This is a genomic window from Pseudomarimonas arenosa (genome assembly GCF_014841215.1).
Taxonomy (GTDB): Bacteria; Pseudomonadota; Gammaproteobacteria; order Xanthomonadales; family Xanthomonadaceae; genus Pseudomarimonas; species Pseudomarimonas arenosa.
This window is the reverse complement of the sequence record NZ_JACYTR010000007.1, coordinates 61813-76187: the sequence shown is the minus strand read 5'-3', so window position 1 is coordinate 76187 and position 14375 is coordinate 61813. Positions and strand designations below refer to the sequence as shown.

General features: G+C 63.7%; 14 protein-coding genes. 13 read left to right on the top strand and 1 reads right to left on the bottom strand.

Features of this window, described 5'->3' with window-relative positions; all coding sequences use genetic code 11:
• Positions 1-87 precede the first annotated feature (87 nt).
• The 10 genes from IFO71_RS05385 to IFO71_RS05345 all read left to right on the top strand — a co-directional run bounded on the left by IFO71_RS05385 (position 88) and on the right by IFO71_RS05345 (position 8586).
• Positions 88-2154 (top strand): prolyl oligopeptidase family serine peptidase, encoded by a 2067-nt coding sequence (locus IFO71_RS05385; RefSeq protein ID WP_192028516.1) that lies wholly within the window; start codon positions 88-90, stop codon positions 2152-2154.
• Positions 2155-2442: 288 nt separating this feature from the next.
• Complete coding sequence (locus IFO71_RS05380; protein ID WP_192028515.1) at positions 2443-2808, top strand: hypothetical protein; 366 nt, start codon at positions 2443-2445, stop codon at positions 2806-2808.
• 70 nt (positions 2809-2878) lie between these two features.
• The gene (gene lptM, locus IFO71_RS21770) at positions 2879-3001 is read left to right on the top strand and encodes an LPS translocon maturation chaperone LptM (RefSeq protein ID WP_225444410.1); all 123 of its coding nucleotides are present in this window, start codon (positions 2879-2881) and stop codon (positions 2999-3001) included.
• Positions 3002-3006: 5 nt separating this feature from the next.
• On the top strand, positions 3007-3828 hold the full coding sequence (gene dapF / locus IFO71_RS05375; protein WP_192028514.1) for a diaminopimelate epimerase: 822 nt from the start codon (positions 3007-3009) through the stop codon (positions 3826-3828).
• Positions 3825-4511 (top strand): DUF484 family protein, encoded by a 687-nt coding sequence (locus IFO71_RS05370; protein ID WP_192028513.1) that lies wholly within the window; start codon positions 3825-3827, stop codon positions 4509-4511. Before dapF ends, IFO71_RS05370 begins: the two co-directional genes overlap by 4 nt.
• A gap of 4 nt (positions 4512-4515) precedes the next feature.
• Positions 4516-5421: a tyrosine recombinase XerC gene (locus IFO71_RS05365; RefSeq protein ID WP_192028512.1), complete on the top strand. Its 906-nt coding sequence runs from the start codon at positions 4516-4518 to the stop codon at positions 5419-5421.
• Between the two features lie 196 nt (positions 5422-5617).
• The gene (gene hslV / locus IFO71_RS05360; RefSeq protein ID WP_192028511.1) at positions 5618-6151 is read left to right on the top strand and encodes an ATP-dependent protease subunit HslV; all 534 of its coding nucleotides are present in this window, start codon (positions 5618-5620) and stop codon (positions 6149-6151) included.
• Between the two features lie 137 nt (positions 6152-6288).
• On the top strand, positions 6289-7635 hold the full coding sequence (gene hslU / locus IFO71_RS05355; RefSeq protein ID WP_225444409.1) for an ATP-dependent protease ATPase subunit HslU: 1347 nt from the start codon (positions 6289-6291) through the stop codon (positions 7633-7635).
• A gap of 112 nt (positions 7636-7747) precedes the next feature.
• On the top strand, positions 7748-8224 hold the full coding sequence (locus IFO71_RS05350; protein WP_192028510.1) for a nuclear transport factor 2 family protein: 477 nt from the start codon (positions 7748-7750) through the stop codon (positions 8222-8224).
• Positions 8224-8586 (top strand): gamma-butyrobetaine hydroxylase family protein, encoded by a 363-nt coding sequence (locus IFO71_RS05345; protein ID WP_192028509.1) that lies wholly within the window; start codon positions 8224-8226, stop codon positions 8584-8586. Before IFO71_RS05350 ends, IFO71_RS05345 begins: the two co-directional genes overlap by 1 nt.
• Before the next feature lie 21 nt (positions 8587-8607).
• On the opposite strand, the gene IFO71_RS05340 is transcribed toward IFO71_RS05345, so the two are convergent.
• Positions 8608-9093 carry a GNAT family N-acetyltransferase gene (locus IFO71_RS05340; protein WP_192028508.1) on the bottom strand — a complete coding sequence of 162 codons (486 nt, stop codon included), beginning with the start codon at positions 9091-9093 and terminating at the stop codon, positions 8608-8610.
• Between the two features lie 84 nt (positions 9094-9177).
• Between IFO71_RS05340 and ubiE the strand changes: the two genes are divergently transcribed.
• The 3 genes from ubiE (at position 9178) to glnE (ending at position 14303) form a co-directional block, all read left to right on the top strand.
• Complete coding sequence (ubiE, locus tag IFO71_RS05335) at positions 9178-9996, top strand: bifunctional demethylmenaquinone methyltransferase/2-methoxy-6-polyprenyl-1,4-benzoquinol methylase UbiE (protein WP_192028507.1); 819 nt, start codon at positions 9178-9180, stop codon at positions 9994-9996.
• Between the two features lie 95 nt (positions 9997-10091).
• Positions 10092-11288 (top strand): magnesium transporter, encoded by a 1197-nt coding sequence (locus IFO71_RS05330; RefSeq protein ID WP_192028506.1) that lies wholly within the window; start codon positions 10092-10094, stop codon positions 11286-11288.
• Positions 11289-11507: 219 nt separating this feature from the next.
• A complete protein-coding gene (gene glnE, locus IFO71_RS05325) occupies positions 11508-14303 on the top strand; it encodes a bifunctional [glutamate--ammonia ligase]-adenylyl-L-tyrosine phosphorylase/[glutamate--ammonia-ligase] adenylyltransferase (RefSeq protein WP_225444408.1) in 2796 nt (931 codons plus the stop codon).
• Positions 14304-14375: the final 72 nt, after the last annotated feature.

Genomic DNA, 14375 nt, shown 5'->3' with positions numbered 1-14375 from the left:
AGTCCGCACCGGTCGGATCGAGTTTCTTGTTGCGAGGAGAAGTCAGTGAAGCAATTGGGTTGGGTATTGAGTGGGGTCCTGTCTGTGATGAGTCAGCAACTGCCGGCGGCTGAGGCTGCCGATGACCCGTATCTGTGGCTGGAAGGCGTGACCGACAGCCAAGCGCTGGAGTGGGTAAAGCAGCGCAATGCAGAATCGGAACAGGCGATTGCTGCTGGTGCCGAGTTCAAGGCGCTGGAGCGCGACCTGAAGGCGATTCTCGACTCCGACGCCAAGATTCCCTATGTGCAGAAGATGGGCGAGCATTACTACAACTTCTGGAAGGACCAGAAGCATCAGCGCGGATTGTGGCGGCGCACGACGTTGGCCGAGTACCGCAAGGACAGCCCGCAATGGGAGGTGCTGATCGATCTCGATGCGCTGAACAAGGCCGAAGGCGAAAACTGGGTGTGGCACGGCGCCGACTGTCTCAAGCCCGACTACACACGCTGTTTGATCTCGCTATCGCGTGGCGGTGCTGACGCCGACGTCACTCGCGAGTTCGACAGCGGCAAGAAAGAGTGGATCAAGGACGGATTTTTCCGCCCGGAGGCCAAGGGTGGCTTGGGCTGGATCGATCAGGATCGGGTCTACGTGTACACCGACTTTGGGCCGGGCTCACTGACCAGCTCGGGCTATCCGCGGCAGGTCAAGGAGTGGCGTCGCGGCACGCCGATGAGTGAGGCCAAGCTGGTCTACGAAGGATTGGAGTCCGACCTCTACATCGCTGCCGGCCACGACGATACGCCGGGCTTTGAGCGCGACTACGTGTCACGCGCGTTGGCCTTCTACAACAACGAGCTGTACCTGCGCCAGGGCGAGGGTCTGGTGAAGATCGAGGCGCCGAACAGCGCCAACAAGTCGATTCATCGCGAATGGCTGCTGCTGGAGCTGCGTGAGCCCTGGGAGGTCGGCGGTAAGCAGTGGCAGCCAGGCTCCCTGCTGGCCACCAAGCTGGATAGTTTTCTGGCCGGCAAGCGTGATTTCGACGCCTTGTTCGAGCCCAGCGAAACGACCTCGCTCGATGGCTTCAGCGCCACCCGTCATCACCTGCTGCTGAACGTCATGGATGACGTGAAGAACCGCCTGTTCGTGCTGACCCCTGGCGCCGACGGCTGGGCGCGAGAGCCACTCAAGGGCGCGCCCAGCGTGGGCCGGTTGAGTGCCACCGCAGTCGATCCGGATCACTCGGATGCCTATTTCCTCACCGTCAGCGACTTCATTACGCCCACCCGCTTGATGCTCGGTGCGGTCGGCGAAGCGCCGCAGCAGCTGAAGGCCTTGCCCAGCTTCTTCGATGCCACTGGCTTGCAGGTCAGCCAGCACTTCGCCACCAGCAAGGATGGCACCCGGGTGCCATACTTCCAGGTGGCGTCCAAGGACTTGCCGCTGAACGGCCGCCATCCGACCCTGCTGTATGGCTACGGTGGATTCGAGGTTTCCCTGACGCCAAGTTACTCGGCCTCCGCCGGCCGCGGCTGGTTGAGTCGTGGCGGCGTCTACGTAATTGCCAATATTCGCGGCGGTGGCGAGTACGGGCCGCGCTGGCATCAGGCGGCGCTGAAGCAGAATCGTCTGCGTGCCTACGAGGATTTCGCTGCAGTGGCGCAGGATCTGATTGATCGCAAGGTCACCGGCAAGGCGCATCTGGGCATTCAGGGGGGATCTAACGGCGGTCTGCTGGTCGGCAATATGGTCACCCTGTACCCCGACCTGTTCGAAGCCGCGGTCTGCCAAGTGCCCCTGCTCGACATGAAGCGCTACAACAAGCTACTGGCCGGCGCCTCCTGGATGGCCGAGTACGGCGATCCGGACAAGTCGGAGGAATGGGACTTCATCCGCCACTTCTCGCCGTATCACAACGTAGAGCCGGGGCAGGACTATCCGGCGATGTTGTTCACCACCTCGACCCGCGACGACCGCGTCCATCCGGGCCACGCTCGCAAGATGATGGCGCGCATGATGGAGCAGGGTCACGAGGTGCTGTACTACGAGAACATCGAGGGCGGGCATGGCGGCGCGGCGGATAATTCTCAGGCGGCGCATATGCAGGCCCTGGCCTACGCCTTCCTGTGGCAGCGACTGGCGCCGAAGACTGAAGAAACTGCGCCCTGAGCCGAGGGTAGCGCTGCCCAGCCACTATTTCTGGCTGGCCGCGAACCAATAAAGCCTTGAAAATTAAGCTGTTTTTATCAGCCGCTGTAAGCGTTATCGCAGCGGCTGAAATTTTTTTGCATTTCGCCCTAAAGTTTTCCGCCAAACCGCCGATACCTGCTTTGGGATGATCCAATTCGCCTATGGCGCTGAATCGAGCAGAGAACGGAAACAGCAGTGGAACCCTTAGCCAGCCAGGTGCAAGTCAGACTCGCGACGTCCCCGCTGGGGAACGCCGGTGGTGCGCCTGTGTTCAGCGTCAGCCGGCAGACGCTGGGCGACGCCCGGGCGCCGGTGGAGATCTCGGCCGCGGCTCGGGCCATGGCCGGGGTGTCGGGCCTGGCCGCCGGTACGCAGCTGCAGATGTTCGTGCAGTACGTGGGGGCGTTTGGCGGTAACGGTCGCAGCTTTGCGCCGTTCTCGCCGATTCAGAGTTTCAATGATCGCTTTGCCGTGGCCGATGCCGGTCAGGCCGCGCGTAGCGAAGCGGCCGAGGCCGCCTTGGTGCAGCAGGCAGCCGCCGAGCCCAGCACCGCCAGCGCGGCCAGCGCCGTAGCGGCGTATCGCGCCACAGCGCCGGCGGTGACCGGGGCGGGGCTGGCCGAGACGGCGTAATCGCCGGCCATCGGGCCGGTGCGCTGAATAGCAACATGCGATAGTGTGATGACTTTTCGAGGAAGTCCCGATGTCGCGTGTTCGACTTGCCTGTTATGTCGCACTGCTGCTCTGTCTGGCAGGATCGCTGACCGCCTGCGGCAACAAGGGCGAGCTGGTACGTCCGGCCAAGAGTCATAGCCAGCAAGGTTGACGCCGATGAAGCTCCGCTTCAGCAAGATGCACGGGGCCGGCAACGATTTTGTAGTGACCGATACCCGCGAGTGGGAACAGCGCCTGAGTGAGTCTCAGCTGGCTCAGCTTTGCGATCGGCATCGTGGGATTGGCTGTGACCAGCTGATGCTGATCGAGCCGCCACGCAGTGCCGGTGCGGTGTTGGCCTATTCGATCCGCAACCGCGATGGCAGCGTCGCCGGCCAATGTGGCAACGGTGCGCGCTGCGTGGCCGCTTGGGCCCGTCGCGCCGGCATCCTGCCCGAGCGCGGCGGACTGCTTGATAGCCCGGCGGGGCCGATCGAAGTGCGCTTTGTCGAGCAGCAGGTCGAGCTGCGCATGGGCCGAGTCAGCTTCGATCACCAAGACGTCGGTTTCGTTGCCGGCAGCGAGCCGTTGGAAATCGTCTTCGCCGGCCAATGGTGGTCGTTCGCGCTGGCGTCCATGGGCAATCCTCACGCGCTGATTGAAGTGGATGAAATCAGCACCGCACCGGTGGCTGAACTCGGTGCTGCGTTGCAGGCAGATGCGCGCTTTGCCGACAGCTGCAATGTCGGGTTCGCCGAGGTGGTGAACATGCAGCACATCAAGTTGCGGGTGTTCGAGCGCGGTGCCGGCGAAACCCTGGCCTGCGGCAGCGGCGCCTGCGCCGCGGTGGCCTTGTTGCAGCGGGCCGGGCGTTGCACATCGCCGGTGGCGGTTGATCTGCCGGGCGGCCGGCTACGGATCGAGGTTGACCGGACGACCGGCGAGGTGAGCATGCGTGGCCCGTACTGTTTTGTATTCGAAGGAGTGATGGAACTATGAGTGATGGAACGGCGCAGTCATTGAGTGCCCACGAGGTGGCCGGATATCTGCGGCGTCATCCGGACTTTCTGGCCCAATACCCGGATCTGGCGCTGAACCTGACCATGCCCCGCGAAGCGGGCGAGGCTACCTCACTGCTGAGTTATCAGGTGGAGGTGCTGCGCGACAAGAACCGTGAGCTCAATCGCCGCTTGCACGAGCTGTTTCGCAATGCCGAAGACAATGAGCGGCTGGCCGTGCGCACCCATCAGCTGGCGCTGAGTCTGATCCGGGCGAGCAGTGCCTCAGGCGCCTTGCGTGCGATGGTGGCCTCCTTGCAGGAAGACTTTGGCTCCGAGTTGATCCGCATCATGCTGTTCAAGTCAGTGGCCGGCATCGGCGAAACTGACTGGCTCCGCGTGCGCGATCCGCAGCATGCCGATTGGGTGCCGTTCCGTGATTTCATGGCCGGCGATGAGCCGCTCTGCGGCCGGGTGCACAAGGACAAGCTGGAATGTCTGTTCGGTGACAAGTCCGAGCTGGTGCAGTCAGTGGCGCTGCTGCCACTGAACGGGCGCGGCATGCTGGCGATCGCCACCCATGATCCGCATCGATTCTTTCCTGGTATGGGCACCCTGTTTCTGCGCTTGATGGCCGAGTCGCTGGGAGTGGCGATGGCGCGCTACGAGCAGGAGGGCGGCTGAGCCCATGACTCTGGCGTTGCTGCAGGCAGACCGGGACAGCTTCCTGGCGCGGCAGCGTGATCAGCGCCGGGCCTCGCCGCATACCCTGGCCGCCTATCAACGCGAATGCGCCGAGTTGCTGGCGCAGATGGAGGCCGCGGCCGTGGTCGAGTGGTCGGCGCTACAGGCCGCCCACCTGCGCCGTTGGCTGGCCGATGCGCATCGTCGCGGTCTGGCCGCCAAGAGCTTGCAGCGGCGACTGTCGGCCTGGCGCAGCTGGTTTGATTATCTGGTCGAGATCGGGCGCTTGCGGGTCAGCCCGGCACTGGGTGTACGGGCGCCCAAGGCCGCTCGCCGGCTGCCCCAGGTGCTGGATGCCGACGAGGCGCGTCAGTTGGTGGAGCTGAATGTTGAGGATGACCAGTCGGCCGCCGATCGCGCCATGCTGGAGCTGTTCTATTCCTCGGGCCTGCGCTTATCGGAGTTGTGCGCGCTGCGCTGGGCCGATCTGGATGCGCGCGAGGCCGAGCTGCGCGTGGTCGGCAAAGGGCGGAAGGTACGCATCGTGCCGGTCGGGCGGCGGGCGCTTGAGGCACTGCAGGCGTGGGCCGAGCGCTGCCACCAGCGCAGCGACTACATGTTTCCCGGCCGTCAGAGTGGCCCGATTTCGGCGCGCACCGTGCAGCGTCGATTGAAGTTGCTGGCCCAGCAGCAGGGTGTCTGGAAGCGGGTCCACCCGCACCTTCTGCGCCATTCCTGTGCCAGTCATCTGTTGGAGTCATCCGGTGAGCTGCGCGCAGTGCAGGAGCTGCTCGGGCATGCCGATATCGGCACCACGCAGATCTACACCCATCTCGATTTCCAGCATTTGGCCAAGGTGTACGACGCCGCGCACCCGCGCGCCAGGCGCAAGACCGAACCACGGGACTGAGCTTGAGATTTCACCCGGACAGCAACGAGATTCAGTCGTTTGCGGCCTCATTCCTGTGCTGCTGAGCGGAGCGGTTCGGCCAGCGGCGCCAAGAAGTGGGGACCTGAGGGGCGAGCCTGAGCAATGAGCGGCGGGCTTGTGTTCACCGCGATGGCCCCAATCTAACAGGGACTCTCGCCAGCTCGGTCAGAACTCGATGTCGGAATCCTTTCACGCCACCACCATCGTCAGCGTGCGCCGCGGCCAGTCGGTGGTCGTCGCCGGCGACGGCCAGGTCACCCTGGGCAATACCGTGGTCAAGGCCAATGCCCGCAAGGTGCGCCGGCTGGCCAACGGCCGCGTACTGGCCGGCTTTGCCGGCGCCACGGCGGATGCATTTACCCTCTTTGAGCTGTTCGAAGCCAAACTGGAAAAGCACGGGCAGCTGATCCGCGCGGCAGTGGAGTTTGCCAAGGACTGGCGCACCGATCGTCGACTCGGCCGTCTCGAAGCGATGCTGGCGGTGGCGGACAGCGACTCCTCGCTGATCATCTCCGGCAATGGCGATGTGCTGGAGCCCGAAGATGGACTGATCGCGATCGGTTCCGGTGGCCCCTACGCCCTGGCCGCAGCCAAGGCCCTGCTGAAGCACACCGAACTCTCGGCCCGCGAGATCGCCGAAGAAGCCCTGAGCGTGGCCGGCGACATCTGCATCTATACCAATCACAATCGGGTGGTGGAAGAGCTGTAAAGCCGGGATTCGGGATTCGGGAGTCGAGATTCGCAAGAGCGATGACTGATCTCCGGTTCCCGCGACCCGCTGAACTCTTGCGCATCGCCCGCTGCTAGCGAATCCCGACTCCCGAATCTCCAATCCCGGCTCTTCAAATGTCCTCTCTCACTCCCCGCGAAATCGTTGACGAACTGGACCGCTTCATCATTGGTCAGCAGGATGCCAAGCGCGCTGTGGCGATTGCTCTGCGCAACCGCTGGCGGCGCATGCAGCTGGCGCCGGAACTGCGTGATGAGGTGGTGCCGAAGAATATCCTGATGATCGGCCCGACCGGGGTTGGCAAGACTGAGATCGCGCGGCGTCTGGCGGCGCTGGCCAATGCGCCTTTTGTCAAGGTGGAGGCCACACGGTTCACCGAGGTCGGTTATGTCGGCAAGGATGTCGAGCAGATCGTGCGCGATCTGGCCGATGTGTCGGTGAAGATGTTTCGTGAGCAGGCGAAACAGCGTGTTCATGCGCAGGCTGAAGAGCGCGCCGAGGAGCGCATTCTTGACGCTTTGTTGCCGGCGCCGCAGCGCGGCATGGGCTTTGCGCTGGATGCCGGTAGCGGCGAGGTGCAGGGTCAGGACAGTGAGACCCGGGCCAAGTTGCGCAAACAGTTTCGCAAGGGCGAACTGGATGAGCGTGAGATCGAGCTGGATATCAATCTCAATGTCGGCGTCGACATCATGGCGCCGCCGGGCATGGAGGAAATGGGCCAGCAGTTGCGGCAGATGTTCTCGCAGATTTCCGGTCAGAAGACCCAGAAGCGGCGCATGAAGATCCGCGCGGCATTCAAGCAGTTGCTGGATGATGAGGCAGCCAAGCTGGTCAATGAGGACGAGGTGCGGCAGGAGGCGCTGCAGGCCTGCGAGCAGAACGGCATCGTGTTCATCGACGAAATCGACAAGGTGGCCAAGCGCTCGGAAGGCTACGGCGCCGATGTCAGTCGCGAAGGTGTGCAGCGCGATCTGCTGCCCCTGGTGGAAGGCTCGGCGGTCAGCACCAAGCACGGCATCGTGCGTACCGACCACATTCTGTTCATCGCCTCCGGCGCCTTTCATCTGGCCAAGCCGAGCGATCTGATACCCGAGCTGCAGGGCCGTTTTCCGATTCGGGTCGAGCTGCAGGCCCTGACCAAGCAGGACTTCGTGCGCATCCTGGTTGAACCGCACAATGCGTTGAGCAAGCAATACCCGGCGCTGATGGCGACCGAGGGGGTGACGCTGAGCTTTAGCGATGACGCTATCCAGCGGCTCGCCGAAATTGCCTGTGAAATCAACGATCGGCAGGAGAACATCGGTGCTCGACGCCTGCACACGGTGATGGAGCGGCTGCTCGATACCCTGAGCTATGAGGCGCCGGATCGTGGTGGTGAAAGCCTCAGTGTTGATCGGGCCTATGTCGACCGCCAGCTGGCCAATCTGGTGCAGGACGAAGACCTCAGTCGCTACATCCTGTGAGCACTCGAGTTCCTCGTGCCAGCTCGGCGAGCAACGAGACGAATGACGGGAACTGTTGCAATCAGGGTGAGGTCAAGCGAAGGCGTTTCAGCAAGCTGTTGAGGAAGTAGAGATGCGAGTACGACAACTGTTTCCGGCCACGCTGGGCCTGCTGGTCTTGGCTGGTAGCGCGATTGCCGCGCCGCAGGACGCCGAGCAGCGTATGCGGGCGTTCTTTGCCGCCACCGAACGCCAGGATGTCGAACAGATGGTGGCCGCCGTCAGCGAGGATTTTCGCTGGATTTCGATCGAAGACGAGCGGATGAATGTCGAGGTGGTGGGCCGCGACCAGCTGCGCAGCTGGCTCGATGGCTACTTTCGCAGCACCCCCGGATTGCACACCCAGCTGATCGATCTTCAGGTCGACGGCAGCTACGTCAGCCTGATTGAACAGGTGGTGTGGACTGGCAAAGAAGGCAGGCAGGAGCGGCAGACCGCCACCAGTGTGTATCAGCTCGATGATGCAGGTCAGATTCGCCGCGCCTGGTACTTTCCTGCACAAGACACCGCCGGCGAGTCTGCCCCGGCGGTCGGCAGTACGGCGCCCTGATGAAACCGGTGGTTGAGGGCCTGCAGCTGCACCGGCGGAGTCGACAGCTGGAAGTGAGCTTCAGCGACGGTCAGCGCTTCATGCTGCCCTGCGAATACTTGCGGGTGAACAGCCCGTCGGCGGAGGTGCAGGGTCATCATCCCAGCCAGCGGGTGCTGGTGGCCGGCAAGCGCGAGGTGAACATATCGGCGATCGAGCCGGTGGGTCACTATGCGGTCTGTCTGCGTTTCACCGATGGTCATGCCAGTGGCATCTACAGCTGGGACACCTTGTATCGACTGGGGCAGGAGCAGGCCGAGCGCTGGCCAGCCTACTTGGCCGAACTGCAGCGCGCCGGCCTCAGCCGCGATCCGCCGGGCTAGCCCGGCCGGTTCGGCGCCGCCTCATGAGGTAGGCGGGCTGACCCGGCACAGCATCTCGATATGCGGGATGTCATCTTCCAGATACGGTTCTGAGGCGACCTCGAAACCGTGCTGGGCATAGAACTTTTCCAGATGGGCCTGGGCGCCGATGCGCAGCGGTTCGCCCGGCCACTGTGCATGGCACTTCGCCATGCCGCGCTGCATCAGCGCGTGGCCCAGCCCGCTGCCACGCCATTCGGGGGCAGTGACAATGCGCCCCAGGCTGCGTTCGGCAAATGAGCCGCCGGGCGGAATCAGGCGCAGGCAGGCCACCAGGGTCTGTTCGTCCCAGGCCAGAAGATGCTCTACGCCGGGTTTGAGGTCCTTGCCATCGGCATCGAGATAGGGGCAATTCTGCTCAACCACAAACACCCGCGCGCGCAATTGCAACAAGGCGTAGACCTGCTCGGGGCCCATCTCGCCGAGGGCCAGCCACTGCCAGCGCAGCGTTTGCAATGAGGTGTTCATGCCCGGTCCAAGATTCGCAGGCGCAGAGTGTGCCATGAGGCCCGGACACAAGACGCATCGCGGCTGAATCGGGATAATGCGCGGATGACTGATTCGCGCCAGAACGATTCTCGCCAGACCGACGCCGAAGCTGGCGTCGCCACGCCCGTCGCGCAGCAGGGCCAGCCCTCGACCCATTTCGGCTTTCGTGAGGTGCCGACCCAGGAGAAGCAGCGGCTGGTCGGTCAGGTATTCAGCTCGGTGGCCAGCCGCTACGACCTGATGAACGACCTGATGAGTCTGGGCGTGCATCGGCTGTGGAAGCGATACTTCGTTGCCACCAGTGGTGTGCGTAGCGGTGATCAGGTGCTGGATCTGGCTGGGGGTACGGCTGATATCGCCTCCTTGCTGCTGCCTCGGGTCGGTGCGCGCGGCCGCATTCTGGTCGGCGATATCAATGCGCAGATGCTGCGGGTCGGCCGCGATCGCATGATCGATCGCGGTTTGGTTCAAGGCTTGGAGTACATGCAGCTGAACGCCGAGGCCCTACCGTTCGCTGATGCCAGCTTCGATCTGGTGACGATGGCCTTTGGACTGCGCAATGTCACCGACAAGCAGCGCGCGCTGGGCGAGATTCGCCGTGTGCTGCGGCCCGGTGGTCGTGCCCTGGTGCTGGAGTTCTCCGAGGTCAAGGCCGACTGGTTCAAGCCGCTCTACGAGTTTCATAGTTTTCAGGTGCTGCCGCGCCTGGGACGTCTGTTTGCCGGCGACAGCGACAGCTATCAGTATCTGGCTGAGTCAATCCGTCGCCACCCGCCGCAGGAGGAACTGCAGGCGATGATGGAGCGGGCCGGCCTGACGCGTTGCAGCTACCGCAATCTGAGCGCCGGCATCGTGGCGATTCACTCCGGATACGCAGTGTAAGACCTTGGCGCCGCCTATACGGCGCCGGCGCCGGGCCTTGCTATGCTGCGCACGCCCGATCCTGGGTGTCCCTGTTCGCTGTCGCTTGGAGCCGCATGAGTCCGCGTGAGCCGATTTCCTCTGATCGTCTGTCGACGCTAGATGCCCTGACCGCTACCGATCGTCTGCGTCGTATCGATCCGATCGAAGCGGCCGAGCTGCTCGCCGCCCTGCCCGTGGGCCGCGCCTCGACCATCCTGGCGGCGATGCCGCAGACGCTGCGCGAAGCGATCCTGCAGGTGGCGCCACCGGGAACCGACTGGACCGACGCGCAAAGTTATCCGGAGGGTACGGTCGGTCGTCTTCTGGAGGATCCGCCCGCGGTGTTTCTCAGCGGCACCAAGGTGCGCGACGCGGTCAACGAGCTGCGCGAGCTGATTCGCCAGCGCCTGGTGGTCTATTTGTTCGTGGTCGATCCGCAGGAGTGCCTGCTTGGCGTGGTGGCCTTTCGCGAGCTGTTGTACGCCAAGCCAGACGCGACCCTCGATTCGATCATGATCCCCAAGCCGTTCGCCCTGCATCCGCGGCAGCGCCTGGTCGATGCCATGCGTGAGGTGGTGACGCGGCATTTTCCGGTCTATCCGGTGTGCGAGGACAACGGCTACCTGGTTGGTCTGGTGCGCGGGCAGGTGATGTTCGAGCAGCAGGCATTCGAGATCTCGGCCCAGGCTGGCGCCATGGTCGGCGTCGAGAAAGAAGAGCGCCTGCAGACACCCTGGCTGCGTAGCTTCAAGTTTCGCCATCCCTGGCTGCTGATCAATCTGTTGACGGTGTTTGTGGCGGCCGCCGTGGTGGGTTTCTTCGAGGACACCATCGACCGCATCGTGGTGCTGGCGATGTTCCTGCCGGTGATGGCCGGTCAGTGCGGCAACCTCGGCGCGCAATCGCTGGCGGTGATGCTGCGCGGTATGACCCTGGGTGAACTGAACAGCCTGCCGGTAGCCCGTACCGTGCTGAAGGAAGGGGCGGTTGGGCTGTTGAACGGTCTGATTACTGGTCTGCTTGCCGGTGCGGCCATGTACTACCTCGCGGCCGGCGAGAAAACCGCGGATCCGCTGACTCTGAGCCTGGTCATCTTTGTGGCGATGTCGATTGGCAGTGCCTTTTCCGGCATGGCCGGTGCCCTGGTTCCGGTGGTGATGAAGCGACTCGGGGCCGACCCCGCCACCGCCTCGACCATCGTGCTCAGTACCGCCACCGACGTTGTCAGCATGGGACTGTTCCTGAGTCTGGCGGCGATGTGGGTGATCTAGCAGCCGCCTTTGCACGACAAGCGTCGTAGCCAATCTGTGAATTTTTCGTTGCACCGCAGCGTGATTGTGGAGCACCGACCCCGGTAGGATGCCGGGGCATTGGCCGGGGAGGGCTGATATCAGGTGGGGAGGGCGAAGCCCGCTTCGGTCGATGACCGAAGCGGGTTTCTTTTTTCCACGCCTGCCTGTGCATGCGACACTGCCCCGATGTCGACATCGATGCCCACGCTGAGCCCTGAACTGCAGGATTGGTTGGATCAACGCCGGGCCGGCTTGTCGTTGGCGGGCGCCCGATCCGAAGTGGCGCTGAGCGCCTTGCTGTTGGCCAGTGACTACGCCTTCGAGCAATTGCGCCGTCATCCCGAGTGGCTGACTCAACTCGACGCACCGCCGCAGTCGCTGGAACTGGCAGCAGAGCAGGAGGCGGGTTGGCCGTCGACGCTGCGCCAGTTTCGACATCGCCATAGCCTGGCGCTGATTGCCCGCGAGGTGAGCGGAGCGCCGTTGGAAAGCAGTCTTGCGCACAGCAGCTGGCTTGCCGATCACTGCTGTCAGCAGGCACTGAACGCATTGTTCAATCGTATGGTGCAGCGCCACGGCCGGCCCTTGGGGCGCTCCGGCGAGCCAGTGGAGCTGGTGGTGATGGGGTTGGGCAAGCTGGGTGGCAACGAGCTCAATTTCAGCAGCGATATCGATCTGGTGTTCGCCTACCCTGAGGGCGGCATGAGCGATGGCGGCGCGGCGCTGGACAATGAGACTTACTTCCAGCGCTTGGGTCAGCGGCTGATCCAACTGCTCGGCGAGGTTACCGCCGACGGTTTCGGTTTTCGGGTGGATATGCGCCTCAGACCATTCGGCAATGCCGGCCGGCTGGCGTTGTCATTCGCTGCCATGGAGCAGTATTACCAACGCGACGGTCGTGACTGGGAGCGCTACGCCTGGATCAAGGCGCGGCCGATTGCCGGTGATGTGGTCGCCGGTCAGCAGTTGTTGCAGCAGATGCGACCCTTCGTGTTTCGCCGCTATCTCGACTACACCGCGTTCGAAGGCTTGCGCGAAATGAAGGCGATGATCGAAGCCGAGGTGCAGCGCAAGGACCTGTCCGGTCATCTCAAACTCGGCGCCGGTGGCATTCGCGAGATCGAGTTTGTGGTGCAGTTGCAGCAGATGATTCGTGGCGGTCGCGAGCCCAGCCTCAGGCAGTCCGGTTTGCTGTCCTCCCTGGCTGAGCTGGAGTATCGCGGGCACATTCCCGAGGCTGCGGCTGAGCGTCTGCGTCAGGCCTACCGCTTCTTGCGGCGGCTGGAGAATCGGGTGCAGATGCTGCGCGATGAGCAGACCCACACCCTGCCTACCGATCCGCTGCTGCGTGGTCGCTTGGCCGCCGGCTTGGGTTTCGCCGACTGGGCTCAGCTGCTGGAGCAGCTGGAACAGCATCGCAGCCAGGTGCGACGCGAGTTCTCGCGGGTGTTCGAAGCGCGACAGCGCAGCACCGCCGGCCCGCAACTGGCCCGCTTTCAGGGCTATTGGCAGGCGCTGCAGGCGGGTGATGCCGGTGAGGCTGAGTTGGCCGAGCTGGGCTTCACTGAGCCCGAGCGGGTGCACAGTTCACTGCACACACTAATCCACCAGATGGAAAGTGGCGCGGCCTCGGCGCGGGCACGCAAGCTGCTCGATAGACTGATGCCAGAACTGTTGGCCGGGGCGGCCTCGCAGGAGCGCAATTCGGTGGCCGCGCAGCGCCTGGCGGCCCTGGTTCAGGCGGTGCTGCGCCGCGCCTCCTATCTGGCCTTGCTGGACGAGCAGCCGGCAGCGCTGAAGCGGCTGACTGAAGTGATGGCCGGCTCGGTGCTGTTGGCCGAACGCATCATTGCCCATCCGATTCTGCTCGATGACCTGCTGGACAGTCGCTCTGAGCTCTATGTTCCATCGGAAGATGAGCTGCGGCGCGATATTGAAGAGCAGCTGCACCGCCACGGCGACGATGTCGAGGCCAGCCTGCAGGCGCTGAACGAGATCCGCCAAAGCCTGTCGTTTCGTATCGGCCTCGCCACCCTGTTTCAACGCCAGTCAGCCAGCGCCAGCGCACGTCAGCTGGCTGAGCTGGCCGAGCAGATCGTGGCTGCCGTGCTGCGTTTGGCGATTCGCTCGCTGGAGCCCGCGCACGGTGTGCTGCCTGGCTACGGCACTGATGCCGGGCTGGCCATCATTGGCTACGGCAGTCTCGGCGGCCTGGAACTTGGCTTTGCCTCGGACCTCGATCTGGTGTTCCTGTACGACCGCGCCTGCGAGGCGCTGATGACCGACGGGTCGCGGTCGCTGGACGCTGGCCGCTACCAGATGCGGGTGGTACAGAAGGCGCTTAGCCTGCTCTCGACACTGACCTCGGCCGGTCGTCTGTATGAAGTCGATCTGCGCTTGCGGCCCGATGGTGCCAAGGGGTTGCTGATGGTGTCCTTGGACAGCTTCGCCGACTACCAGCGCCAGCGTGCCTGGACCTGGGAGCATCAGGCCCTGGTTCGCGCCCGGCCGGTGGCCGGAGCGCCAGCGTTGGCGGTTGGATTTCAGCGTCTTCGCAACGAAGTGCTAAGTCGGGGACGCGAACGCGAGGATCTGATCGCCGACCTGGTCAGGATGCGACAGCGCATGCGCAGTGAACTCGATCGTGGGCGCCAGGGGCAGTTCGATCTCAAGCAGGGGCAGGGCGGCCTGGTCGATATCGAATTCATGCTACAGGCGTCGGTGATCTACCTTTCACCACAGTATCCAGACCTGCTGCTGAGCACCGCCAGCGGAGATCTGCTGGCCCGCCTGGCCGAGATCGCGGCGCCAGCTGACTGGCCGATTCGCGCCGGCGCCCTGCTGGAAGCCTACGAACTGCTGTTGGCCCGGGGCCTGACTTGCACCCTTGATGGGCGGCCGCGTGTGGTAATGGAAGAGGTGGCCATCGAGTCCGCCAGGGCGCAGGTACGCCAGCAATGGCAGGCGTTGGGCTTGCATCCAGCTGAGGACTGACCGCGTGGACAAGGAATTCTTCATCACCTTCAGCGGACGGATTCCGTACAATCGGGGGCCGCCCACATCCCG

Bases quoted from the DNA above. Each gene is read 5' to 3' on its own strand.
- IFO71_RS05385 (WP_192028516.1), top strand. From the start codon at position 88: ATGAGTCAGCAACTGCCGGCGGCTGAGGCTGCCGATGACCCGTATCTG.
- lptM (WP_225444410.1), top strand. From the start codon at position 2,879: ATGTCGCGTGTTCGACTTGCCTGTTATGTCGCACTGCTGCTCTGTCTG.
- dapF (WP_192028514.1), top strand. From the start codon at position 3,007: ATGAAGCTCCGCTTCAGCAAGATGCACGGGGCCGGCAACGATTTTGTA.
- IFO71_RS05370 (WP_192028513.1), top strand. From the start codon at position 3,825: ATGAGTGATGGAACGGCGCAGTCATTGAGTGCCCACGAGGTGGCCGGA.
- IFO71_RS05365 (WP_192028512.1), top strand. From the start codon at position 4,516: ATGACTCTGGCGTTGCTGCAGGCAGACCGGGACAGCTTCCTGGCGCGG.
- hslV (WP_192028511.1), top strand. From the start codon at position 5,618: ATGTCGGAATCCTTTCACGCCACCACCATCGTCAGCGTGCGCCGCGGC.
- hslU (WP_225444409.1), top strand. From the start codon at position 6,289: ATGTCCTCTCTCACTCCCCGCGAAATCGTTGACGAACTGGACCGCTTC.
- IFO71_RS05350 (WP_192028510.1), top strand. From the start codon at position 7,748: ATGCGAGTACGACAACTGTTTCCGGCCACGCTGGGCCTGCTGGTCTTG.
- IFO71_RS05345 (WP_192028509.1), top strand. From the start codon at position 8,224: ATGAAACCGGTGGTTGAGGGCCTGCAGCTGCACCGGCGGAGTCGACAG.
- IFO71_RS05340 (WP_192028508.1), bottom strand. From the start codon at position 9,093: ATGAACACCTCATTGCAAACGCTGCGCTGGCAGTGGCTGGCCCTCGGC.
- ubiE (WP_192028507.1), top strand. From the start codon at position 9,178: ATGACTGATTCGCGCCAGAACGATTCTCGCCAGACCGACGCCGAAGCT.
- IFO71_RS05330 (WP_192028506.1), top strand. From the start codon at position 10,092: ATGAGTCCGCGTGAGCCGATTTCCTCTGATCGTCTGTCGACGCTAGAT.
- glnE (WP_225444408.1), top strand. From the start codon at position 11,508: ATGCCCACGCTGAGCCCTGAACTGCAGGATTGGTTGGATCAACGCCGG.